The organism is Acinetobacter sp. ANC 3813, from assembly GCF_002135435.1.
In the GTDB taxonomy this organism is placed as follows: Bacteria; Pseudomonadota; Gammaproteobacteria; order Pseudomonadales; family Moraxellaceae; genus Acinetobacter.
The window spans coordinates 346,421-370,355 of record NZ_NEGK01000003.1 but is presented as its reverse complement, the minus strand read 5'-3'; the positions used below and the strand labels follow the sequence as shown (position 1 = coordinate 370,355).

Here is a 23,935-nt window from a genome sequence, read left to right as displayed (position 1 = left end):
ACTGCAGGCTTTTTTATATCATTTATTATTTTTTCTGAGCTTGAGCAGACTTCATCGCTTCTTCGGTGAGAGACTTTAATTTGCCTGTTAAGTCTGGGCCAAAGCATGCTTGCAAGTCTTTATTTTGCTTTTGAACAAAAGCTAGAGTCGCAGGGCTTTTCTTTTGGTTAATCGCGCTTTGGATTTCCCATTTTTGAGCATTGGTTAAACGGCCATCTGCTTCAACTGCACATGTACAGTATTTGCTAACTTCAGCAGTAGATAGTTTTTTACCTTTACCCGTTTCATCTTTACAAACATTAATTAACGCAGATTTCACGTTTGTACTTTTATAAGCTTGCTGCAGTTTTTCATTATCAGCATGCGCAGCAGAAGCAAATAGCGCAGCAGCAGAAACTGCAGCAGAAAGAATAATGTTTGATTTTAAAATATTCATAAACCCTACCTTGTTATTTCGGTATATAGCGTGTCGGATCTTCAACAGCCGCGTCGGCAAAACCTTCTTTGCGCAGACGGCAGCTGTCGCATGTACCGCAGGCACGCCCTTGGTCATCTGCTTGGTAGCAAGATACCGTTTGGCTATAGTCTACGCCATGTTCTATACCTAAGCGAATGATATTTGCTTTAGATAAATGTAACAGAGGTGTTTCAAATTTAAGAGGTTTTCCTTCAACGCCGACTTTTGTCGCCAGTTTTGCCATATTGGCAAAGGCCTCAATAAATTCAGGTCGGCAGTCAGGATAACCCGAATAATCAACAGCATTGATGCCAATCACAATGGCCTCGGCTTCAAAAACTTCGGCTGCAGCTAAAGCATAAGACAGGAAAATAGTATTACGTGCTGGAACATAAGTTACAGGAATGCCCTCAGACTCATGATCAGGAACATCAATGTTATGGTCTGTTAACGCAGAACCGCCTAAATTGCCTAAATCGATATTGATAACACGATGCTCTACACCTGCATTTTTCGTTAAAGTGCGGGCAGCATCCAGTTCTGTAGTAGAACGCTGGCCATACATAAAACTAAGTGCAATGCATTCATACTGAGATTGGGCCCATGCTAGGCAAGTAGTCGAGTCTAAGCCGCCAGATAACAGTACAATCGCGCGAGGACGCATGTTCTTCTCCAAAAAATATATGACTTAACGACCAGTTTCATCGTTCCAGAGCAATTTATGCAATTGCAGCTGGAAACGGACAGGGAGATGGTCTTCTAAAATCCACTGTGCAAGATCTCGTGCAAGCTGAGGCAGGCGTGCTGCGCCTTTTTCTACTGCAAAAGCGGGAGAGAACCAAATGGTGCCGGCTTTTTCCTGCAATTTAAGCTGTTCAACTTGCTGTTTAGACCATTCATAGTCCTCACGGTTGCAAATCACAAACTTAATTTGATCATGCGCAGTTAAAAATTCAATATTTGAAAGCAAATTCCGTGCAGATTCGCCGGAAGTTGGGGTTTTTAAATCTAAAACTTTGGAAACACGGGGATCCACTCTAGACACATCTAAAGCGCCACTGGTTTCTAATGAGACTTCACAGCCTAAATCCGCTAAGCGCTGCATCAGCGGCAGGGCATTGGGCTGCGCTAAAGGTTCGCCGCCAGTTACACAAATATACGGTGTTTTAAAATCCAGAGCAGTTTGAATAATTTCTTCTAATGATTTGCGCTCGCCGCCCTCAAATGAATAGGTGGTATCACAATAGGTGCAGCGTAATGGACATCCAGTTAAACGGATAAATACAGTCGGCAGTCCCGCTGTATTGGCTTCACCTTGCAATGAATAGAAAATCTCCGTAATGCGCAGCCCCGCAGTCGGATCAGAAACAGGAATAGCGGAAGATCGAAGAGTATTCATAACAAAATTAAACCAGAGTCAGAAAAAACAAAAATCCCTACGGTCATTGCTGGCCGTAGAGACTGGAAAGGCAAGCTATAGAAGCTTAGTCTTCGCGCAATAAATCGTTCAGGCTAGTTTTCGCGCGTGTTTTCGCGTCAACTTTTTTCACGATGATTGCAGCATATAAGCTGTAAGTACCGCATTTAGAAGGCAGGCTGCCTGCAACAACAACTGAACCCGCTGGTACGCGGCCGTAATGGATTTCGCCAGTTGCGCGGTCAAAAATCTTAGTTGATTGACCGATGAATACGCCCATAGAAATTACAGAACCTTCTTCTACGATTACGCCTTCAACGATTTCAGAACGTGCGCCGATAAAGCAGTTGTCTTCAATAATTGTCGGATTAGCTTGAAGCGGTTCAAGAACACCGCCAATGCCTACGCCGCCAGACAAGTGAACATTTTTACCGATTTGAGCGCATGAACCTACAGTTGCCCAAGTATCAACCATTGTGCCTTCATCAACATAAGCGCCGATGTTCACATAAGAAGGCATTAAAATCACGCCTTTTGCTTGGAACGAACCTTTACGCGCTACAGCAGGCGGCACAACACGTACACCAGCAGCTTTAAACTGTTCTTCAGTCCAGCCGTTAAATTTAGTGTCTACTTTGTCGTAGAAGCGAAGGTCGCATGACTCGATAGGCTTGTTATCGTTAATTTTGAAAGATAACAATACTGCTTTTTTCAACCATTGATGAACAACCCATTCACCATCAATTTTTTCAGCAACGCGCATTGTGCCGTTATCTAGGCCAGCAATTGCTTCCTCAACAGCTTGACGGATTTCAGCAGGGCAGTCTGCTGCAGTAAAATTTGCACGATCTTCGAAAGCTTGTTCAATGATAGTTGAAAGCTGAGCCATGATCTTTCTTCCAGAAAAAAAATTTCCCAAGATTTTACACTAAATTGAGCTAAGAATAGATGGAAATTCAACAATAGATCGGAATTAATTATTAAATATGCCTATAAATAATAATAGATGCAAAATTTATAATTTAATATTTTAAATATTGTTTAACAATCAACAAGAAGAAGAAATTTGTATCAAAAAATAACAAAAAATAATCAATTTTAGAATAAAAGGTGATCAGGTATTAATTTATATTGCTCCTCATGTGCAGTGAACCATGCAAATGATCAAATAATTTTTACAAAGTTTGTATTTGAGGAGAAACACAATGAAAGCTATACGAACAATTTTAACTGTATCCCTTTTAGCTGCGGCTGGCTCTGCAATGGCAGATTCATCAGTCGTTCATGATGGTTATGCATTTGACCAAAACCAGCTGATTCCATCTGGCGCTCGTCTTGAAGTGGGTACTACAGGTTATGGCGGTGCTTTGCTTTGGACTGCCAACCCGTATGTAGGCTTAGCTTTAGGCTATAACGGCGGCGATATTTCATGGTCTGATGATTTATCTGTAGATGGTGTGAAATACGACATGGATATGGATAATAAATTGGCTTACTTAAATGCTGAGATCCGTCCATGGGGAGCAAGTTCAAACCGTTGGGCGCAGGGCGTTTATATGGCGGCTGGCGTAGGATTTGTTGACACGGAATATGGCCTTAAATCGAATACAGGCAGCGGAACCATTGAAATTGACGGTGAGCCGACATCATTTACAAGTGTGAGCGGTACAGTGTCACATGATAATGATATTGCTCCGTATGTAGGCTTAGGCTGGGCTCCGAAAATCAACCAAAACTGGGGTGTATTTGGAGAAGTAGGCGCTTATTACACTGGCAATCCTACTGCTAAACTCACTGGTGTAGGCGGTACTGCTTCTGACCAGCTGTTGCTTGCTGAACATGAACGCAACATTGAACAGGATGATAAATACGAATGGCTTCCCGTTGGTAAAGTTGGCGTAAGCTACCACTGGTAAGTTGTTTCAGCAAAAAAACAGGCTTCGGCCTGTTTTTTTGCGTTTAGGAGTTCGATTTAAAAATAGTGTCCGATTCTTAGCCCATAGGCCCAAGCTTCTTTATCATTTAATGTTGAAATAGAACTGACTGAAATGCTGTCTTTATTTTGTTTGGAAGGCCTGAATCTCAAATAATAAATGCCGCCAGATATAAAAGTTTGCGTGGAGAGTTGATACCGTAAGCCTGAGCCCAAACCTGTATAGCCGTCTGCAGGATTAATGGTCGATGCAGGGTTGTCACTGCCGTTATCCCAGACAGTTTCAGCACTGGCAATCCACTGTTCATTTAATCTATGTGCAATCCCCAGTTTTGCGGACCATTGATCCTTTTTATAATCGATTAAATTAAAATTTTCTAATGATTGAATATAAGCCGTATATTCTTGCTGATTAGGTAGGGCACTCATACCCGCAATGACTGACTGGAGGATATGGCCAAAACCATTCGGCTTAATTTTAAAATTAGACCAGTCTACCCAGCGCACACTGCCATACACTAAATTGCTAGGACTGACTGCAGTCATTAAGTCTAGATTGATGGATTGCGGTGTCGTAATTTGGGTTTTCTCTGCAAAATTGCCAATCAGATCGGTGGTTTCGAATGCCTGGTTTTTATGTTTGATTTTGGAGCGGTAAGTCAAATTTGCACGAAGCGCAATTTCTGGAATCTGGTAACTGATACCTGTAAGCCAGCCAACGGCAGCATCTTCTTTTAATTCTGCACGATAGCCATTAAAAAAATAGAAATTTTGGCCGAAAAGATGAATATTTCCTTTGAAATTTTGATAGGCTACACCGCCATATATATTCCATCGTTCAGTGGGTTGATAGCCCACCAAAGCGCTCATATTTTTTGACTTAATATTAATATTAATGGCTTCAAGCTGCTCATGGCCTAAAATAGATTCAGGGCTATAGCTATAGTCGAGTTTAATGCCAAAAGGCTGATCAAATAAAAGCCCTACAGATACTCTAGGGGCAGCTTGTACTTTCACTGCACCTTGTATCAAAAACATATCTTCAACAAGGTTGCCTGTAGAAAAATCGCTGACATTCAAGACTGCTGCTAATTCTTCTTTATTGGCATTTTCTCCGCTGATATTGCCTTCAACGCTGCCTAAGTTTATTTCTGCATAATTCTGAGATTCTAAAAATGGCAAAACACTTTGGCCAGACCGTTCTAAGGCGGCAGCTTGAATATGCACGGACGTGCATAAAGATGTAATTGCAAGAATTACGGCATGTTTCATTGGTCTGGCGCCCAGAAGTTTTTATTTTATAGGCGGTTATTATGCAGACAGTTACATAAAATTACGATAAACAAAAAGAGACATGAGTCTCATTTTGCTTAATTTTTTTATGCTAATCGTCGGGATAGGCAACTTTTTTCAGTGCTCGAATGTCTGCATCGGGTGAACAGAGTGAAATAAACTCATAACCGTAGCCGCGCAGCAAGTGACCTTTACGTACAGCAAGCCAAGTGGTGTTAATGCCAAAAAGATCAGTTGGAATTTGCTTTAAACGGTAATCGCGTTCAGCATCATAGGCGACATTGTTGACAATGCCGACACCCATATTCAGTTCTACATAGGTTTTGATAACATCGGCATCCAATGCAGACATCACGATATCGACATCAAAACCAGCTTCTTCGAAGGCAGTATCAATTTTTGAACGGCCAGTAAAACCGCCGTGATAGGTAATAATTGGATAATGTGATAAATCTTCAATCGTGATGTTGTTATTTGCTGTCAGCGGGTGGTTTTGCGGCGTAATAATGCTGTGCTGCCAATTATAAAAGGGCACACTGGCTAAGTTGTCTTCAGTGGTGAGAGATTCAGTTGCAATGCCAATATCAGCTTCACCTTGCAGCAGCATTTCTGTAATTTCTACAGGGCTGGCTTGCTGCAGAATTAAATGCACTTTAGGAAATTCTTTTTTAAACTGATTCACAATTGGCGGCAATACATAGCGCGCTTGCGTGTGCGTAGTGGCAATGGTTAATGTGCCTTCGTCTACTTTATTAAAGTCATCAGCAAGGCGCTTAATATTGTCGGCATCGACCAGCATGCGTTCGACAATGCCAAGCAAAGACTGACCTGGTTCAGTTAAACCGAGCAAACGCTTCCCTTTACGGATAAACAGCTGCACGCCTAATTCATCTTCCAAGTCTTTAATATGCTTACTGACACCCGATTGAGAAGTGTACAGCGCTGCGGAAGCCTCAGTTAAATTGAAGTTCTGTCTAACGGTTTCTCTAATAATTCTTAGTTGTTGGAAATTCATTTTTTATATACCTTAAAATAGATGGGGCTTCATGCCCCATCAAAAGCCTTAAGCGACTTGGTTTTCAAATAAATGCAAAGCGGACGCGCTCAGCCATACGGTTTGGTTTGGACGGAACTGATGCAGCTTGGCTTCATCTGGTGTCAGTGATATTTCAATCAAATTGCCTTGACGGTCTTGCAATTCAGCGAGGACCTTGCCTGCAATCCACACTTCACGCTGGAAAGTCGCTTGAATTGCATTCTCCTGCGGCTGTGCATGAATACGCAATTCGTCTGGACGGGCAAAGGCAATAACAGGACCTTGCGGCGCATTTGGCGCTTGAGGCAATTGAATGCGGTCTTCGCCGATTTGAATAATGCCGTTGCTGTTCTGGCCTTCAAAACGGTTGGCTTGGCCTAAAAAGTCGAAGACGAACGGTGTTGCAGGTTTTTCGTAGACTTCACGCGGCGAGCCAATTTGCTCGACATTGCCTTTATTCATTACAATGATTTGATCTGCAACTTCCAGCGCTTCTTCTTGGTCATGGGTAACAAAAATAGAGGTAATATGCAGTTCATCATGCAAAGTACGCAGCCAGCGGCGCAATTCTTTACGCACTTTGGCATCTAAGGCGCCAAAAGGTTCGTCCAGCAGCAGTACGCGCGGTTCAACAGCCAATGCACGCGCTAGCGCAATACGCTGGCGCTGACCGCCTGATAATTGTGCAGGATAACGGTCAGCCAAAAAGCCCAGCTGTACCAAATCCAGCAAACGCGTTACACGTTTTTTGATTTCAGCTTCATTTGGACGCGTTGCACGCGGGCGTACACGTGGACCAAAAGCGATGTTGTCAAATACAGTCATGTGGCGGAACAGTGCATAATGCTGGAATACAAAACCAACTTCACGCTCGCGTACATGCACGTTTGTTGCATCTTCACCTTCTAGAATCACGTTGCCGCCATCGGCAGATTCCAATCCAGCAATAATACGCAGCAAGGTGGTTTTACCGCAGCCCGATGGTCCCAGTAATGCCACCAACTGGCCATCTGGAAAATCTAAAGAGATATTTTTCAGCGCATGGAATGCACCAAAGTGTTTTTCAATATTTTTTACTTGAATACTCATGAGGTCATTCCTTAAGAAGCTGTTGTATCTTCATTGCGTTTGTCTTGTTTCTCTTGGCGGATTTCAACCCATGATTTTAAGATCAAGGTGACAATCGCCAGTAAAGCCAAGAGTGATGAAACGGCAAAGGCTGCGCTGAAGGTATATTCGTTATAGAGAATTTCGACGTGCAGCGGCAGGGTATTGGTTTCGCCGCGGATATGGCCTGAAACCACAGATACCGCACCGAATTCACCCATAGCGCGCGCATTACACAGAATTACGCCGTAAATTAAGCCCCATTTGATATTCGGCAGGGTCACTTTCCAAAATGTCTGCCAGCCGTTTGCACCGAGTACAATCGCAGCTTCTTCTTCCTCTGTGCCTTGCGCTTCCATTAATGGAATCAGCTCACGGGCCACAAAAGGTACAGTAATAAAGACAGTGGCTAAAACAATGGCAGGTACAGCATATAGAATCTTAATATCATGATCCATTAACCAGCCGCCAAACCAGCCTTGTGTACCAAAGATCAGAACAAGCATTAAACCTGCAATGACTGGAGATACCGAAAAAGGCATATCAATAATGGTGGTTAAAATGGATTTGCCGCGGAAATTAAATTTCGCTACACACCATGCTGCGGCTACACCAAAGACCACGTTTAGCGGTACAGCAATTACTGCGGTCAGCAAGGTCAGTTTTACTGCAGATAAAGTATCTGGATGAACCAGAGCTTGGAAATAAACACCAACACCTTGTTTGAAGGCCTCAACAAATACGAGGATTAACGGCAGCATTAAGCAGCTGATAAAGAAAATCATCGCAATAGTAATCAGCAGGCGGCGCACCCAAGTCGGTTCACGGGTGGCATCGCGGGACTGCAATTTTTCAGCTAAAGCATTGCTGTTGATGTTCATCGTGCTGTTCTCCCAGTGCGGCGGCTGGCCCAAGCTTGAATTAAGTTAATAACAAACAAAATGGCAAAGGAAATGACCAGCATCACTACGGCAATGGTTGTCGCGCCTGCATAATCATATTCTTCCAAACGGGAAATAATCATCAGCGGCGCAATTTCAGTTTCAAAAGGCTGATTGCCGGCAATAAAGATGACCGATCCATACTCACCGACACCGCGGGCAAATGCCAAAGCAAAGCCAGTAATGAGCGCAGGGAACAAAATAGGCAGAATGACTTTGGTGATAATTTGAAAACGGTTTGCGCCAAGAGCGGATGCAGCTTCTTCCAGTTCAGTTTCTAAATCACTGAGTACAGGCTGTACGGTACGCACCACAAATGGGATACCGATAAAAATAAGGGCCAGTGTAATACCAATCGGGGTATAGGCCACTTTAATGCCGATGGGTTCTAAATACTGGCCAATCCAGCCAGTTGGCGCATACAGCGAAGTTAACGCAATACCAGCAACTGCTGTAGGGAGGGCAAAAGGCAAATCGACCAAAGCATCGACGATACGTTTGCCTGGAAAGCTATAGCGCACAAGGCACCACGCCAGCAATAAGCCAAAAACCACATTGACCAGCGCGGCAATAATGGCGGCGCTGAAACTTAATTGCAAAGATTTTAAAATACGTTCTGAACTTAAAATTTCCCACAAACCGTCCCAGCCAATACCAATCGATTTAATAAAAACCGCTGATAATGGAATGAGCACGATAAGTGACAAATACGCTAGGGTAAAGCCCAGAGATAGACCAAATCCTGGCAGCACTCGGGATCGCTGCGACATGATGACTCCTCAAAGAGAGAATACGGACTGAATGCAGTCAGTTAAAGGTAAAAATTTTAGTTTTGCTTCCAGCTGAATTTGCAGGGATTAAATTGCAAATTTAAATAAAAGCTTTTGTTCAGCCGCCAATGGTATATGAGGTGCTGGCTTTTCTGAAATTAAATAATGATAAATCTCAGGAAAAGGACCATAGCCTGATGCCACATTGATATGGCCTGCCTGACCGGCATTAACGGGTTTCAGCTTCCATGATTTTGCCAAACGCTGTGCATCTTCAAAAGCCAGCCAAGGATCATTTTCACTGATGATCATGGTGGCTGAAACATTAATTTTCAGCTGATGAAAATAATCGGCATAATCATTTTGGCTGTTGCGGGCAAAGCCGGCGTCTCCAAAACGCGCAGGATTGGCAGGGGCAACCAGAATCAATTTTTTAACTTTTTGATTGAGTTCTGGATGCTGCGCCAGCGCTGCTACCGTGGTCAGACAGCCAAAGCTGTGCGCCACAATTTGGAGATCATCCTGAATTGGCGCGACAGTTTTGACAAACTGTGCAATCCATTCTTTTAATACGGGCAGATTCCAATCGTGCTGATGAACACGGGAACATGACATGAGCTGGCGCTGCAGCCAAGACTGCCAGTGCTTGTGTTCACTGCCGCCTACACCTGGAACAATTACGGTATGAGTCATGTCGATGCTCCTGTCTTATCGCGCAGTTATTTTCCGCTGTTGGCTTTTACGATTTGGTCAAATACGCCGCCGTTTTCAAAGTGCGCTTTTTGAACTTTATCCCAGCCGCCAAATTCCTGATCGATGGTCACTAATTTTAAAGGCTGGAAATTTTTGCTGTATTGCGCCAGTGTTTTTGCGTCACGCGGACGGTAAAAGTTTTGCGCTGCAATTTGCTGGCCGCGTGGCGAATACAGGAAGTTTAAATAGCCTTTGGCTAAGTGGAGATTGCCTTTTTTCTCTGCATTTTTTTCTACAACTGCGACTGGCGGTTCAGCCAAAATTGACAATGATGGCGTAATGATTTCAAACTTGCCCGGCTGTTCACGAACAGCCAAGTGCGCTTCATTTTCCCAAGCCAGCAATACATCGCCAATGCCGCGTTCAGCAAAAGTAGTGGTTGCGCCACGTGCACCAGAATCTAAGACTTTGGTATTTTTATAAATTTTACGGACAAATTCTTGCGCTTTAGCATCGTTGCCGCCCGCTTGGTGTTTTGCCCAAGCCCAAGCCGCTAAATAGTTCCAGCGTGCGCCGCCAGATGTTTTTGGATTTGGCGTGATAATGCCAACGCCCGGTTTTACCAGATCTCCCCAGTCTTTAATGCCTTTCGGGTTGCCTTTACGCACTAAGAACACAATAGTAGAGGTGTAAGGGGTTGAGTTATTCGGCAGTTTCTTTTGCCAGTCTGCAGGAAGCAATTTCGCTTTTTGCGCGATCACGTCAATATCTGCCGCAAGCGCCAAAGTCACGACATCGGCATCTAAGCCATCAATGACAGAACGGGCTTGTTTGCCTGAACCGCCATGAGACTGTTTGAAATTAATTTTTTGCCCTGTACGGCTTTCCCAGTATTTGCCGAAATCTTTATTTACGTTTTCATACAATTCACGGGTTGGATCATATGAGACATTTAAAAAGTCTTTCGCTGCTGCGCTGAATGACAGTGTAGAAACGACTGCGGCTAAAACGCCCAGTTTCAATTTTGTTGAAATGCTCATAAGAACCTCAAAATTTTTCAATGTTTTGTAACTTGAATGTAGAATATCGCCATTCTTTATGCATAAAAAATAATTAAAAACGAATTTTATATGAATAAATAAGATAAGCTGGTTTTCTGAGGCCTTGCTGTATCGGCTATAGCGTTATAGCCGATACATTTATTCTATTTGATGCTTTGTAAGCGCTTATTTAGTGCTGTTGGTTTTTACGATCTGATCAAACACACCATTATTGTCAAAATGTTTGCCCTGAACTTTGCTCCAGCCGCCAAACTCTTTATCAATGGTGACTAATTTCAGCGGTTTGAAAATGGATTTATATTTAGCAGCTACAGCAGCATTTCGCGGGCGGTAGAAATTGTTAGCAGCAACGGTTTGGCCCGCAGGTGAATACAGATAGTTTAAATAGGCTTTGGAGATATTTTCATTGCCGTTGCTTTTGGCATTTTTTTCGACCACTGCAACAGGCGGCTCTGCCAATATAGACAAAGATGGTGTGATAATTTCAAACTTGCCCGGCTGTTCGCGAACTGCCAGAAACGCTTCATTTTCCCAAGCCAGCAATACGTCGCCAATGCCGCGTTCTGCAAAGGTCGTGGTTGCACCGCGTGCGCCAGAATCGAGGACTTTGGTTTGCTTGTAAATTTGACGGACAAATTCTTGCGCTTTGGCGTCATTGCCGTTTGTCTGATGTTTTGCCCAAGCCCAAGCCGCTAAATAGTTCCAGCGTGCGCCGCCCGATGTTTTAGGGTTTGGCGTAATAATTTCTACGCCCGGCTTGATTAAATCGCCCCAGTCTTTAATGCCTTTCGGGTTACCTTTACGCACTAAGAACACAATGGTTGATGTATACGGTGTGGAGTTTTGCGGAAATTTCTTTTGCCAGTCTTTCGGCAGTAGGCCGCGTTCCGCAATTTCATCAATATCCGCCGCCAAGGCTAATGTGACCACATCAGCGTCTAAGCCATCGATGACGGCACGAGCCTGCTTGCCTGAACCGCCATGCGACTGTTTAAAGTTGATATCTTGGCCTGTGCTTTTTTTCCAGTACGCGCTGAATTCTTTATTGAAATTGTCATATAGCTCACGGGTTGGGTCGTAGGACACATTCAAGAAGTCTTTCGCCAGTGCGGTGAATGAAGTGGCTGAAATTACTGCTGCTAAAACCCCGATTTTTAATGAACGCATTTTTAATATCCTTGATTTTGATTTGTTGATGTTTGCTCATTAAGCGAAGAATAACGGGAAGTTTTTTGTATAAAAAATAATAAGAAACGAATTTGATATGAATAAAAAAGCTATTAATTTTTGAGCAGTCTTCTTAAACTAAGCCATCGTTTGCAGGATGATTGTTATGCCGTTTTTTAAAAATGCGCAGGAAGTTGATGAAGTTTCAGTTCTAGACCGTGCATTTCATTATGGCGATGGCTGTTTCACGACGGCGCGGCTGCGTCATGGGGCGATTGAACTGCATGAGCTGCATATGGCGCGCTTGCAGAATGCCAATGAGCGTTTACTGCTGAAAGCCGATTTAAATCTAATTGAACAAAGCCTGAATAAAATCCGACAGGCGGATGCACAGGCATCTGGAACGCTAAAAATTATTCTAAGCCGCGGTGAAGGGCAGCGCGGATACAGCTTGCCGGACCATCCTGCTGATGTATGGGTCTTTTATTATCCAAAAGAAGTTGCAGACTTTCATTACGAAACGCTGCATAGCGGCGTGCTGGAGCAGGTCATTGGCCTGAGTATGCCTAATCTTGCAGGTTTGAAATCACTGAACCGTTTAGAGCAAGTGCTGCTAAAACATGAGGCCGATCAAAAAGGCTGGGCGGAAGCCTTGGTGCTGGATGTACAAGGCATGATTGTTGAAGGCGTGAGCAGTAATTGTTTTATTCGAATAAACCATACATGGATTACGCCTGAACTTCGCTATAATGGTGTGCATGGCGTTATGCGCGCAGAAATTTTATCGCGTATGCATTCGCAGGGCATAGCATGCACGCAGCGCGCAGTAGATATGGATGAAATTCCTCAAATACAAAGTGTATTTTTCTGCAATGCTTTAAATGCAATGAGAATCGCATCAAGCCTGAATGGCGCGCCTTTAGATGTTCAGGCCTGTACTGAACTGTTCCACCAACTTCAATTGAATCAGATCCGCTAATATGTCATCAGCCAAGCCTAAATCTAAAAAGAAAAAAATGCAGCCATCTAAAAAGCCGAAGATAATTTTGCTCACGGCAGTGATTTTTGCTGTGCTGATTTGCACTATCTTATGGTCTAGCTTATTTAAAGCTTATCCAGTTGAAGGCAAGAAGCAAATGCTGGCGATTGGGCAGGGCGATACCTATTCAGGCTTTATAGACCGCTTGGTTAAAGAAGATAAAGCCAGTTTTCCAATCGTGCTGAAGCTGTATCAAAAGCTGATGATTCATGACACCTTAAAAGCGGGCGTGTATGAAGTGCGTCAAGGCATGAGTATCCGTGAAGTGATGGTGATGATTTCCAATATCGACAATGCGCAGATGAACCGCATTTTGGTGATTGAAGGTACGACATTTAAACAGCTGATCGACGCATTAAAAAATGATCCACTGGTGACGCATGATGTGAGCAATTTGCCGTATTCACAAATCTTGCAGGCGCTGGATATACCATTTAGCCATCCTGAAGGCTTGTTTGCGCCAGATACTTATTTCTTTGCCAAAGGCGAGTCGGATAAGAAAATTTTAAAAGATTTATATAGCCGCCAAATGAAAGCCTTGGATCAGGCTTGGGAAAAGCGCGCGCCAAATTTGCCGTATAAAGATAAATATGAGGCGCTGATTATGGCCTCAATAGTCGAAAAAGAAACCAGCGTAGACAGCGAATTGGAACAGGTGTCAGGTGTGTTTGTGCGCCGCCTGCAGCAGGGCATGCGCTTGCAGACCGATCCAACCGTCATTTACGGTATGGGCGATAAATATACAGGCAATATCACACGACAGGATTTGCGTACACCAACGCCGTATAATACGTATACCATCAGTGCTTTGCCGCCAACACCGATTGCATTGCCGAGTAAAAAAGCTATAGAGGCCGCGATGCATCCAGACAGTTCCAACAATATTTACTTTGTTGCGACAGGAAATGGCGGACATAAATTTACTGCGAATCTGCAGGACCACAACCGCGCCGTACAAGAATATCTTGCGGTCATTCGTGCAAAAAATTAAGGAGTGAGCATGTTTATCAGTTTTGAAGGCACTGAAGGGGTTGGAAAAACCACGCTCATCCGCAAAATTTATGATTATTTTCTCAGCCAAGGCAAAGACGTTGTTTTAACTCGTGAACCGGGCGGCACGCCTATAGCGGAACATATCCGCTCATTGCTGCTGGCTGTCAATCACGAAGAGAAAATGTGCAATGATACTGAGCTTTTGCTGATGTATGCAGCACGTGCACAGCATTTGGATCAGGTGATTTTGCCTGCATTAAATGCGGGAAAAATTGTACTGTGTGACCGTTTCAGTGATGCCAGTTTCGCTTATCAGTGCGCTGGACGCGGCTTAAGTGAAGAAAAACTGCTGCTGTTGAATGATAACTTTGTCTGCCGTATGCCAGACATCACTTTTTGGCTAGATGCGCCGATTGAGCTGGGGATGGACCGCGCCCGTGCACGCGGCGCGCTAGACCGCTTTGAACAAGAGAAAGTTACTTTCTTTGAGAAAGTGCGAGGCGGCTATGCGACATTGGCAGCTCGTTATCCTGAGCGATTGAAGCGTTTAGATGCAGCTCAATTGCCTGATCAGGTGTTTGAGCAGGCTTTGACATATTTGAAATAAACTTCGATACATAAGGATTTTAATTTTATTGAAAGCCTTTTGTAAAAGTGCATAGTGTTCAGAGAGATCATGGATATTTTCAGCGCTTAAAGATTTTCAAATAAGACTGGATTAAAAGATCAGACTGATTTAAAAATCATTCATAGCCTATGTTATGGATGATTTTTTTATGCCCAGTGCAAAGCAGGACATTGTTGAATATTTAGAAAAATTTTTCCCGCCGAGTTTGGCAAAATGTACGATTCAAGATGTAGGCAATAAAGGTGCTACGCTGATTTGGCACGTGGCTGAAGATGATTTGAGGCCTGGCGGTACAGTATCTGGGCCGACCATGATGGCATTGGCTGATCTGGCGATGTATGTTGCCATTATGGGGGAAATTGGTTTGGTCGGATTGGCTGTTACCACCAATATGAATATTAATTTTTTGCGTAAACCTGCTGGAGGAGAAAGTCTGTACGGTGTATGCAAGCTGATGAAAGTCGGCAAAGCGCTGATTGTCGGTGAGGTATGGATTTATTCAGAACATCAGCAAGATGAACCTGTTGCGCATGTAACAGGAACGTATTCTGTACCGCCACAGCGCACGAAGCAGGTTTAATTTTGAGCAGTTTGCTAAGCCATCCGTGCGGTAAATCAGTTCAGTGCTGTGCTTCATCAAATTTATAGCTGTATTGCAGTCAATTTTCGCGGTATTTTTGACAGTAAATTTGCATCTCAGTCATTTTTGATGCAAATTGCCGATTACCTAAAATAATAAAAAAAATATAATAAAACCAATACACATAGGGGGGGAGTGTATGATCGAAAACAATCACGAAGTCATCCGTTTATTTAAAACGTATGTGCATCCTTTATCCAAAAAACTCAGTGAAATGCTGAACGAACACTATTCACATCAAAGTGAAAGACGAGGCTGCGGCTATACGCAAGCAACGCGGGTACTGGCAGAGTATGTAAATACACCGCGAAATGCAGATGATTTTTCAGATTTAAAACTATTTGATGCATGGGATACTAAAAATCTGCGCAGAATTTTAGATTTAAGCAATAGTTATGCGCTGCAGGTTCAGGACTGGCACAATTTGGATCAGCAAGCCGCTGTGCAGCAGTTTTTGGCATCCGGTGAAGCGTCAGATTATAGACAAAGCCTTGCTGCAGAAAGTGCGCGTTTTCATGACTTGCGTGAAGTAAAACAAAAAGCAATGCTTGAAGAAAGCCAGCTGATTTGCCAAGTATTGGAAGATGTCGTTCTGCCTAAAACTGCGGCTGAAACTGGCCTTGTGGAGCTGCATCCATTAACCGAGAAGCCTAAAGTCGGTTCTTGCCCAATGGCGGAAGATTTTTTTCTGAAAATTGCGCACCGTTATTTACTGCGTCAGGGGGAGATCAATGTTTTTGTTGATGATCAGCAGCAGCCGCTGCTGATGGAGAAAATGAATATGGGCGACAACCATTCTTGCATCAGTCTGCAGCCTTTAATTATGAATGGTGTGCGGTTGCCTGCGGGGTCTTTATTTTCAGTCGATTACGAGATTGATCAGATTGCAGATAAACGCCCGAATAAAGAATTTAAGGGTTATGTGATGCATCATTCCGCCATTAATGGCTTTTGGTTTTTGCGCTTAACCACGCTGGCTGTATCACCGGAAAACCGCAAGCGGGCCTTTAGCACTCACTTTGAACAGCAAGTGAATAACGGCTTGTATAGTCCGGGAACGACAGAATTGAATCAATTGAAAAATGTGGCGCTTTCACAGGTGGGCTAAGAATGCTAGATGTCTGTTATTCGCCGCGCTATTTTGCTCGGACCCATACCAACAGTATGGAAAAGCTTCAGGGTGTTGCAGATGCCTTAAACTCATGGAGCAATATCAAGTTCCATGAACCTGAAATTTTAGATATTGAACTGCTTAGAAAATTGCATTCACCTGAATATGCCGATGCATTTTATACAGGCCAGCCTAAAAAACTCGCGACTGTTTCTGGCTTTAAACAATGGAATAAGCAATTGAGAGATGCTGTGCTGCGCATTAATGCAGGCCAGCTTATGGCCGCTGAATTGGCTTGGCAAAAGGGGATTTCTGCAAATATTGCGCAAGGTTTTCATCATGCGCAGTATGAGTTTGGCGGCGGCTATTGCACTTTTAATGGTTTGGCACTGATAGCACAGCAATTCCCTGATAAAAAAATCTTTATCTTAGATTGCGATCAGCATGGCGGAGATGGCACAGCTGATTTTAGCTTGCGTTTAGAAAATCTATTTAATTTTAGTATTTATGGATTGGCGCATGGTTGCCCAACGTATCCGCGTTCTTTAACTCGGCATATTCATAAAGATAATGGCAGCTTCGCGCAATATACTTTGGCTATCCACGAGGGCTTTCAGCAGGCGCAGGCTTGGGGGGCAGATTTAATTATTTATCAGGCCGGTATGGATTGTCATCAGGGAGATCCATTTGGTTCTTCTTGGTTCACTACTGAATTGATTCATAAGCGGGAAGAAACTGTTTTTAAACTGGCCAAAAGAAGCGGCATCCCAACTATGTTTGTCCTAGCTGGCGGTTATCAGCGTTTAGAAGACTTAGTGCCTTTGCATTTATACAGCTTTCAGGCGGCAATAGACGCATATGGATTATAACTTTAGGCAGTTCGACTCTATATGTAAATAAAAAAGCCGAATAGGTTTTCGGCTTTTTTAGGGCTTCGATGTTTAAATCATACTGGGGGGTATGAGGAGTGATCGGCAGTATTAACCAGCGGACACTGTACTTTAAAGTCTGGCGGGGTTAGCACTGTTTTACGCAGTTCAGGACCAAGCTCTGGATAATCCAGTGTGTAGTGCAGGCCACGGGATTCTTTACGCTCCATGGCACAGCGCACGATCATTTCCGATACCAACACCAAATTACGCAGTTCAATCAGGTTTTTACTGACTTGGTAATCTTGATAATACTCGGTAATTTCTCTTTTCAGCATTTCAATACGGTGCAGGGCGCGCTGCAGGCGTTTGGTGGTGCGGACAATCCCCACGTAGTTCCACATGGTTTGGCGCAATTCATCCCAGTTTTGTAAAATCACCACGTCTTCATCGGGGTTCATGACTTGAGAATCATCCCAAGCTGGAACTTGCGGTGCTGGATTGTCTTGCTTTAAACCTTCTTGAATATGTTTAGCCGCAGCCATACCATAAACAAAACACTCCAGCAGTGAGTTGCTGGCCATCCGGTTGGCGCCGTGCAGGCCTGTATAGGAAGTTTCACCAATGGCATATAAGCCTGCAATATCGGTTTGGCTGTTTTCATCAACAACGACGCCGCCGCAGGTATAGTGCGCTGCAGGAACGACAGGAATCATTTCCTTGGTAATGTCGATGCCTAATTCCAATAAGCGCTCATACAGAGTTGGAAAATGTTCTTTGACAAAAGCTTCTGGCTTATGGGTAATATCCAGCCACACATGGCGGATCCCCAGTCGTTTGATTTCATAGTCAATCGCACGCGCAACAATGTCTCGCGGCGCTAATTCGGCGCGCTCATCAAAGCGCAGCATAAAGCGCTCACCATCTGGCAGGCGTAAGTAAGCTCCTTCGCCGCGCATGGCCTCAGTAATTAAAAATGAACGCGCTTGCGGATGATATAGGCAGGTCGGATGGAATTGATTGAATTCCATATTGGCCACACGGCATCCCGCACGGTAAGCCATGGCAATGCCGTCACCTGTCGCAATATCTGGGTTAGACGTATATAAATAGGCTTTCATTGCACCGCCGCAGGCCAGCGCAGTAAACGGTGCAAGGAAGGTATGCACTTTCTCCGTTTTTTCATTCAGCGCATATAAACCGAGTGCACGGTTGTCACCGCTTAGATTCAGTTTTTGTGCAGTGATTAAGTCAATCGCAATATAATTTTCAAAAATGCTGATGTTGGCTTTTTCTTGAGCGCGCTGAACCAGTGTGGTTGATATCGCTCGGCCGGTTGCATCTGCAGCGTGAATGATGCGTCGCTGTGAGTGGCCGCCTTCACGGGTTAAATGCAATTGTTCCTGTTCATCTAGCGTAAATTGCACGCCGTGCTGCAGTAGAAAATCGACGGAAGGTTTGCCGCCTTCAACGGTTTGCTTGACTGCATCCCACTCACATAAGTGCGCGCCGGCAATCATAGTGTCATCAATATGCTGTTCAATCGAATCGGATTGATCCAATACAGCCGCGACACCACCTTGAGCAAAATAAGTGCTGGCATCGGTCAGGCTGGATTTTGCCAAAACAGCAATATTGAAATGATCAGGCAAAGATAGGGCTAAACTCAGTCCTGCGCCGCCGCTTCCAACAATAATCACATCAAAATGATGTGTTGTTTCTAAATTAGGCATATCCATCAGCTAATTTGAAAAAAGTTTGGTAATAACAGCGTTTTTTTGATCAAAAGGCAAGAGCAAAAATGCTCCTGCTTGATGAATAAAATTAATAATGCAGTAAATTTTAAGGAATGATTAAGCTGCTGTTTATAAGAATGTATTCAAACATATTGTAACGATTAGGCATCATGCTTTATGTTAAAACCGATCATATTTCAAAACATCAATCATTTGAGTGAATGCTTAAGATGAAAAAACAATATATGCAACAAGGATTATATGCAGCAGTGTTTACTGCCGCCGCTGTTCAGGCGCAGGCGGTAGCGCCGGTAGATTTTTCCAACTTAGTAGAACAGGTGAGTCCCGGGGTTGTGAGCGTCAATGTGGTGAAAAAGCTCAGCCAAGATGAATTGATGCAGCAGCAAGTGCCGGAAATTTTAAAACGCTTTTTCGGAAATCAGATCATTATTCCGCAGCAGCAATTGCCGCAGGAAAAAACAGCATTCGGCAGCGCTTTTTTTATCAGTAAAGACGGTTATTTGCTGACTAACCATCATGTGGTTGAAGATGCATCTAAGGTCACGATTGTTTTAAATGACCGCCGTGAAATTGATGCAAAAGTAGTGGGCAGCGATGAGCGTACTGATGTCGCATTGCTGAAAGTGACGGGTTCAGGCTATCCAGATTTAAAAACGGGCAATGTGGGCCAGCTTAAAGTCGGTGAGCCTGTGCTGGCGATTGGTTCGCCATTTGGCTTTGATTATTCTGCATCAGCAGGGATTGTCAGCGCGAAAATGCGAAATATGACAGGAGAGTCTTCGGTTCCATTTATTCAAACGGACGTTGCCTTAAATCCGGGCAACTCAGGCGGCCCTTTATTTAACCAGCGCGGTGAAGTGGTTGGCGTGAACTCCCGAATTTTTAGCGGTACTGGCGGCTACATGGGTTTATCGTTTTCTATTCCAATTGATGTGGCTATGGATGTAGCCGATCAGCTGAAAAAATATGGCAAAGTGACCCGTGCATATTTAGGCGTTGGCTTGCAGGATATTGACCGGAATTTAGCGGAATCTTATAAGCTGTCTAAACCGGAAGGCTCATTGATTACTGAGGTGAAAGCAGGCTCTCCAGCGGCGAAAGCTGGGTTTAAGCAAGGTGATGTGATTTTAAAATTCAATGGTTCAGCCATTTCACGCACTTCAGAACTCATGAATTATTTAACCCGTGCCGTGCCAGGTCAGAGTATTCAGCTGGAGGTTTTGCGTGATGACAGCCGCCGCAATATTTCAGCAACTTTAACAACTGCGCCTGATGATACACCTGCCAAAGCAGATGCAGAGCAGCCGAAAAGCAAGGGGCCCGTATTAGGTGTGGCGATTCGTGACTTAAATGCCAATGAACTGCGTCAGCTGGATATTAAAGGCGGTGTGCTGATTCAAGATGTACGTCTTGGCGGTATTGCTTCACGCGCGCGTATTATCCCTGGAGATGTGATCACTCAAATGAACAGCAAATCAGTTGGGAGCAGTAAAGACTTTATTGCTACGGTGGCTGAATTGAAAAAGAATACAGTGGCGCGTGTGACCATTCTTCGTGAAGGTCAGCCTATGATTGTAGGTATGCGCATTGAAGAATAAACGCTGCCAGAACGATATTTAGCTATTAAAAACCGTTCAAAAGAGCGGTTTTTAATTTTTTGCAATTTACTGCGCGCAGTTTTTCCGTAGACTGTGTTGATATTTAAGATATAGAACAGCAGAGATACATGAGCACCATTTTTGATATGAAATTAACTGTGCAGCCAGAACATATTGATGTACTGGGGCATGTAAACAATGTGGTGTATGTCGGCTGGATGCAGGATGTGGCAACAGCGCATATTGAGGCGCTCGGCTTAGGGCTGCAGGAATATCTGGAGTTAAAGCATGCCATGGTGGCGGTAGAGCATCATGTGCAATACCGCAAAGCGGCTATGCAAGGGGATGAAATTATTTTACGTACATGGCTGAATGATATTAACGCTTTGTATTCTTTCCGCCAGTACGTATTTTACCGTCCAAAAGATAAAGCCATTCTTTTTGCAGGAAACACGCAATGGGCTTGTGTCGAAATTGCAACCGGCCGCCCTAAACGTATGTCACCTACATTTACTCAAGCTTATCAGCCGCTTGCAGACTCTGAAAATCCAGCTGATTTCAGTAGCTATGATGATTAATGGGATATGAGTGTTCTGGGAAATTGCAGAGTTTTGAATGCAAGCTCTTTATGCTGAAATCCAGTTCATTATTATGAATACATTAAAAAATCCATCTGCTATAATCCTCCGCAATTTCTAATCAGTTTTGCTGTGCATATTCTATTGCATGCACAGCGCGTTATTTTTTCAAGGTAGCCCATGGCGCAAGCTAAAAAATCAGTTGATATTAACAACATCCGTAACTTTTCGATCATTGCGCATATCGATCATGGTAAATCGACACTAGCAGACCGCTTTATTCAAATGTGCGGCGGCTTGCAGGACCGTGAAATGCAGGCGCAGGTTCTGGACTCTATGGAGCTGGAACGCGAACGAGGCATTACCATTAAAGCGGCTTCGGTTACCTTGTACTACACGCACCCAAATGGTCAAGAATATCAGTTGAACTTCATTGATACCCCAGGACACGTAGATTTCTCATATGAAGTTTCACGTTCATTGGCGGCTTGTGAAGGCGCATTATTGGTTGTGGATGCTGCTCAGGGTGTAGAAGCGCAATCTGTTGCTAACTGCTATACCGCAATTGAACAAAATTTAGAAGTCCTGCCAGTTCTCAATAAAATTGATTTGCCGCAAGCAGAGCCGGAGCGCGTCATTCATGAGATTGAAGAAATTATAGGCATTGAAGCCACACATGCGCCAACGTGTTCAGCTAAAACGGGCCTAGGTGTTGAAAGCGTACTGGAAACACTGGTCGATGTGATTCCTGCACCGAAAGGTGACCGCGAAGCGCCGCTGCAAGCATTGATTATTGACTCATGGTTTGATAACTATCTTGGCGTAGTCTCTTTGGTTCGGATCAAAGAAGGGCGTGTGCGTAAAGGCGACAAGATGCTGGTGAAATCGACTGGGCAGACGCATATTATTACCTCAGTTGGTGTGTTTAATCCTAAACATACAGAAACAGGTATGCTTGAAGCGGGCGAAGTTGGCTTCGTGATTGCAGGGATTAAGGATATTTTTGGCGCGCCAGTGGGTGATACCATTACACTTTCTACAACACCTGACGTCCCAACTTTACCAGGTTTTAAAAAGGTGAAGCCTCAGGTCTATGCAGGCTTATTCCCAATTGATGCCAGTGATTTTGAACCCTTCCGTGAAGCATTGCATAAGCTGCAAATTAATGACTCAGCTTTATTCTTTGAGCCGGAAAGTTCAGATGCATTAGGCTTCGGTTTCCGCTGCGGCTTCTTGGGCATGCTGCACATGGAAATTGTGCAAGAGCGTTTAGAGCGTGAATACGATTTAGACTTGATCAGCTCTGCGCCAACCGTAATTTATGAAGCGCTGATGAAAAATGGTGAAACCAAGTATATCGACAGCCCATCTAAAATGCCGGATGGTTCTACAGTTGAAGACCTGCGTGAACCGATTGCAGAATGTAATATTCTAGTGCCTCAGGAATATTTGGGTAATGTCATGACATTATGCGTAGAGCGCCGCGGTGTGCAAAAAGACATGAAATTCTTGGGCAACCAAGTTGCGATCAGTTTTGAAATTCCAATGGCAGAAGTGGTGATGGATTTCTTTGACCGCTTAAAGTCTTGCTCGCGCGGTTTCGCATCACTGGATTATAACTTTGTACGTTTTGAATCTTCATCTTTGGTTAAGGTGGACGTGTTAATTAATGGCGACAAAGTAGATGCTTTGGCCATGATTTGCCACCGTAATGATGCCCGTCACCGCGGTATTGCCTTAGTGGAAAAAATGAAAGATTTGATTCCGCGCCAAATGTTTGATGTTGCTATTCAGGCCGCAATCGGTGCACAGATCATTGCCCGCTCTACTGTAAAAGCAATGCGTAAAAACGTATTGGCGAAATGTTATGGCGGCGACGTTTCACGTAAGAAGAAACTTCTGTCTAAGCAAAAAGAAGGTAAGAAACGCATGAAACAAGTGGGTAGTGTAGAAATCCCGCAAGAAGCGTTCCTTGCTGTGTTGAAAGTAGAAAGATAATAACGAGAGGATATTGCGCTCATGGATTTTGATTTTAATTTAATCCTTGTACCAGTCACACTGATTTTCTTTTTGGTGTGGCTGTTGGATAAGTTTGTCTGGAAGCAAAGACAAACCAAGGGCAAGGGCAATGAAAATGTCATTATTACATGGGCGTATGACTTTTGGCCTGTATTGGCTGTGGTCTTGATTCTGCGTTCATTTCTGTATGAGCCGTTTAATATTCCGTCGGATTCTATGGTGCCTACTTTAGAAACTGGTGATTTTATTTTGGTGAACAAGTTTGAATACGGTATCCGTTTGCCGATTATCAATAAAAAAATTGTTGATGTCAGCGAGCCAGCACGCGGCGACGTGATTGTGTTCCGTTATCCGCCGCAGCCGACAATCAGCTATATTAAGCGTGTGGTTGGTTTGCCGGGCGATCATATTGTATATGATCATGGGCAGCTAACAATTAATGGCCAGAAAGTGCCGAAAGTGCCTGTTGAATTCAGCCGTGCAAAAGATGTACAAGACACACCGACTTCGATTTACCATAAAGAAACTTTAGGCACGCATACATTTACCATGCGTGAGCTGGAAGGGGTGAATATTGCCCGTCAAGCACCATTCATCAATTACTTGGATAATGGTAAATATTCAAACGAAAATGGTTTATATTGGGAAGTAAAGGTTCCTGAAGGACAGTACTTTGCGATGGGGGATAATCGGGATCAAAGTGCTGACAGCCGTTTTTGGGGATTTGTACCTGAAGAGAATCTAACTGGCCGTGCATTCTATAAGTGGATGCATAAAGAGCCAGGTTTTAAATTGCCGTCATTTAGCCGTAACGGTAAAATTGATTAA

General features: G+C 43.8%; 24 protein-coding genes. 11 read left to right on the top strand and 13 right to left on the bottom strand.

Annotated features, from left to right (window positions below; genetic code table 11):
- Positions 1-25: 25 nt before the first annotated feature.
- The 4 genes from B9T34_RS06695 to dapD all read right to left on the bottom strand — a co-directional run bounded on the left by B9T34_RS06695 (position 26) and on the right by dapD (position 2,763).
- Entirely contained in the window at positions 26-436 is a 411-nt protein-coding gene (locus B9T34_RS06695; RefSeq protein WP_086212374.1) for a hypothetical protein, read from the bottom strand.
- Positions 437-449: 13 nt separating this feature from the next.
- Positions 450-1,121 (bottom strand): 7-cyano-7-deazaguanine synthase QueC, encoded by a 672-nt coding sequence (gene queC, locus B9T34_RS06690; RefSeq protein WP_086212373.1) that lies wholly within the window; start codon positions 1,119-1,121, stop codon positions 450-452.
- A gap of 24 nt (positions 1,122-1,145) precedes the next feature.
- Entirely contained in the window at positions 1,146-1,856 is a 711-nt protein-coding gene (queE, locus tag B9T34_RS06685; protein ID WP_086212372.1) for a 7-carboxy-7-deazaguanine synthase QueE, read from the bottom strand.
- 85 nt (positions 1,857-1,941) lie between these two features.
- Entirely contained in the window at positions 1,942-2,763 is an 822-nt protein-coding gene (gene dapD, locus B9T34_RS06680; protein WP_086212371.1) for a 2,3,4,5-tetrahydropyridine-2,6-dicarboxylate N-succinyltransferase, read from the bottom strand.
- A gap of 316 nt (positions 2,764-3,079) precedes the next feature.
- Here dapD and carO point away from each other — a divergent pair, with 316 nt between their 5' ends.
- Positions 3,080-3,790 carry an ornithine uptake porin CarO gene (carO, locus tag B9T34_RS06675; protein ID WP_086212370.1) on the top strand — a complete coding sequence of 237 codons (711 nt, stop codon included), beginning with the start codon at positions 3,080-3,082 and terminating at the stop codon, positions 3,788-3,790.
- A 56-nt stretch (positions 3,791-3,846) separates the two neighbouring features.
- Here carO and B9T34_RS06670 read toward each other — a convergent pair whose 3' ends face one another.
- The 8 genes from B9T34_RS06670 to B9T34_RS06635 form a co-directional block, all read right to left on the bottom strand.
- Entirely contained in the window at positions 3,847-5,079 is a 1,233-nt protein-coding gene (locus B9T34_RS06670) for an OmpP1/FadL family transporter (RefSeq protein ID WP_086212369.1), read from the bottom strand.
- A gap of 112 nt (positions 5,080-5,191) precedes the next feature.
- Positions 5,192-6,115: a CysB family HTH-type transcriptional regulator gene (locus B9T34_RS06665; RefSeq protein WP_086212368.1), complete on the bottom strand. Its 924-nt coding sequence runs from the start codon at positions 6,113-6,115 to the stop codon at positions 5,192-5,194.
- A 48-nt stretch (positions 6,116-6,163) separates the two neighbouring features.
- Positions 6,164-7,225 carry a sulfate/molybdate ABC transporter ATP-binding protein gene (locus B9T34_RS06660; RefSeq protein WP_086212367.1) on the bottom strand — a complete coding sequence of 354 codons (1,062 nt, stop codon included), beginning with the start codon at positions 7,223-7,225 and terminating at the stop codon, positions 6,164-6,166.
- Between the two features lie 11 nt (positions 7,226-7,236).
- Positions 7,237-8,124: a sulfate ABC transporter permease subunit CysW gene (gene cysW / locus B9T34_RS06655; RefSeq protein ID WP_086212366.1), complete on the bottom strand. Its 888-nt coding sequence runs from the start codon at positions 8,122-8,124 to the stop codon at positions 7,237-7,239.
- Positions 8,121-8,954 carry a sulfate ABC transporter permease subunit CysT gene (cysT, locus tag B9T34_RS06650; protein ID WP_086212365.1) on the bottom strand — a complete coding sequence of 278 codons (834 nt, stop codon included), beginning with the start codon at positions 8,952-8,954 and terminating at the stop codon, positions 8,121-8,123. The genes cysW and cysT overlap by 4 nt, the downstream gene beginning before the upstream one ends.
- Before the next feature lie 87 nt (positions 8,955-9,041).
- Positions 9,042-9,647 (bottom strand): RBBP9/YdeN family alpha/beta hydrolase, encoded by a 606-nt coding sequence (locus tag B9T34_RS06645; RefSeq protein ID WP_086212364.1) that lies wholly within the window; start codon positions 9,645-9,647, stop codon positions 9,042-9,044.
- 26 nt (positions 9,648-9,673) lie between these two features.
- Complete coding sequence (locus B9T34_RS06640) at positions 9,674-10,687, bottom strand: sulfate ABC transporter substrate-binding protein (RefSeq protein WP_086212363.1); 1,014 nt, start codon at positions 10,685-10,687, stop codon at positions 9,674-9,676.
- 186 nt (positions 10,688-10,873) lie between these two features.
- Positions 10,874-11,875, bottom strand: a complete 1,002-nt coding sequence (locus tag B9T34_RS06635; RefSeq protein WP_086212362.1) for a sulfate ABC transporter substrate-binding protein — start codon at positions 11,873-11,875, stop codon at positions 10,874-10,876.
- A gap of 166 nt (positions 11,876-12,041) precedes the next feature.
- On the opposite strand from B9T34_RS06635, the gene pabC reads away from it, so the two are divergent.
- The 6 genes from pabC (at position 12,042) to B9T34_RS06605 (ending at position 17,155) form a co-directional block, all read left to right on the top strand.
- Positions 12,042-12,854 carry an aminodeoxychorismate lyase gene (gene pabC / locus B9T34_RS06630; protein ID WP_086212453.1) on the top strand — a complete coding sequence of 271 codons (813 nt, stop codon included), beginning with the start codon at positions 12,042-12,044 and terminating at the stop codon, positions 12,852-12,854.
- A gap of 1 nt (position 12,855) precedes the next feature.
- The gene (gene mltG, locus B9T34_RS06625) at positions 12,856-13,905 is read left to right on the top strand and encodes an endolytic transglycosylase MltG (RefSeq protein WP_086212361.1); all 1,050 of its coding nucleotides are present in this window, start codon (positions 12,856-12,858) and stop codon (positions 13,903-13,905) included.
- Between the two features lie 9 nt (positions 13,906-13,914).
- Positions 13,915-14,514 carry a dTMP kinase gene (gene tmk / locus B9T34_RS06620; protein WP_086212360.1) on the top strand — a complete coding sequence of 200 codons (600 nt, stop codon included), beginning with the start codon at positions 13,915-13,917 and terminating at the stop codon, positions 14,512-14,514.
- A gap of 169 nt (positions 14,515-14,683) precedes the next feature.
- The gene (locus B9T34_RS06615; RefSeq protein WP_086212452.1) at positions 14,684-15,115 is read left to right on the top strand and encodes a PaaI family thioesterase; all 432 of its coding nucleotides are present in this window, start codon (positions 14,684-14,686) and stop codon (positions 15,113-15,115) included.
- Positions 15,116-15,314: 199 nt separating this feature from the next.
- The gene (locus B9T34_RS06610; protein ID WP_086212359.1) at positions 15,315-16,283 is read left to right on the top strand and encodes a hypothetical protein; all 969 of its coding nucleotides are present in this window, start codon (positions 15,315-15,317) and stop codon (positions 16,281-16,283) included.
- A gap of 2 nt (positions 16,284-16,285) precedes the next feature.
- Positions 16,286-17,155, top strand: coding sequence for a histone deacetylase (locus B9T34_RS06605; protein ID WP_086212358.1), 870 nt, complete (start codon positions 16,286-16,288; stop codon positions 17,153-17,155).
- 77 nt (positions 17,156-17,232) lie between these two features.
- Here B9T34_RS06605 and nadB read toward each other — a convergent pair whose 3' ends face one another.
- Positions 17,233-18,894 carry an L-aspartate oxidase gene (gene nadB / locus B9T34_RS06600; protein WP_171265136.1) on the bottom strand — a complete coding sequence of 554 codons (1,662 nt, stop codon included), beginning with the start codon at positions 18,892-18,894 and terminating at the stop codon, positions 17,233-17,235.
- Positions 18,895-19,121: 227 nt separating this feature from the next.
- Between nadB and B9T34_RS06595 the strand changes: the two genes are divergently transcribed.
- From B9T34_RS06595 to lepB, 4 genes are all read left to right on the top strand, one after another.
- Entirely contained in the window at positions 19,122-20,510 is a 1,389-nt protein-coding gene (locus tag B9T34_RS06595) for a Do family serine endopeptidase (RefSeq protein WP_086212356.1), read from the top strand.
- 128 nt (positions 20,511-20,638) lie between these two features.
- The gene (locus B9T34_RS06590; protein WP_086212355.1) at positions 20,639-21,088 is read left to right on the top strand and encodes an acyl-CoA thioesterase; all 450 of its coding nucleotides are present in this window, start codon (positions 20,639-20,641) and stop codon (positions 21,086-21,088) included.
- A 180-nt stretch (positions 21,089-21,268) separates the two neighbouring features.
- Positions 21,269-23,086, top strand: coding sequence for a translation elongation factor 4 (lepA, locus tag B9T34_RS06585; RefSeq protein WP_086212354.1), 1,818 nt, complete (start codon positions 21,269-21,271; stop codon positions 23,084-23,086).
- A 21-nt stretch (positions 23,087-23,107) separates the two neighbouring features.
- Positions 23,108-23,935: a signal peptidase I gene (gene lepB, locus B9T34_RS06580; RefSeq protein WP_086212353.1), complete on the top strand. Its 828-nt coding sequence runs from the start codon at positions 23,108-23,110 to the stop codon at positions 23,933-23,935.